Origin of the sequence: Micromonospora sp. SL1-18 (genome assembly GCF_047921505.1) — a bacterium.
GTDB lineage: Bacteria > Actinomycetota > Actinomycetes > Mycobacteriales > Micromonosporaceae > Micromonospora.
This window is the reverse complement of record NZ_JBLROA010000245.1, coordinates 1-333: the sequence shown is the minus strand read 5'-3', so window position 1 is coordinate 333 and position 333 is coordinate 1. Positions and strand designations below refer to the sequence as shown.

1 protein-coding gene is annotated in these 333 nt (G+C 71.2%); it reads left to right on the top strand.

Going from position 1 to position 333, the window contains the following annotated elements:
* Positions 1-333, top strand: a 333-nt coding sequence (locus tag ACNAW0_RS30785) for a transposase (protein ID WP_416291546.1), incomplete at both ends; no start/stop codon positions are given.

Here is a 333-nt window from a genome sequence, read left to right as displayed (position 1 = left end):
CGGGGTCGGTGGTTCGTGGCCTTCCAGGTCGAGATCCAACGCGCCACCGACCGCACCCCGACGCGCCCGGACGTGGTAGCGGGGGTGGACCTGGGCGTGAAATGCCTCGCGGTGATCGCCGACAACCGGGGCGCAGTGCGGTTCGTGCCGAACCCGGCGCACTACGACGCCGCGCTCAAGCACCTCAAACGGCTCTCCCGGCGGGTGGCCCGCCGTCAGGGGCCGGACCGGCGCACCAGGCAGCAGCCGTCCAGACGATGGGCGGTCGCCAACGCCGAACGTAACCGCGTGCACCATCGGGTGGCGAATCTGCGTGCTGACGGGCTGCACAAA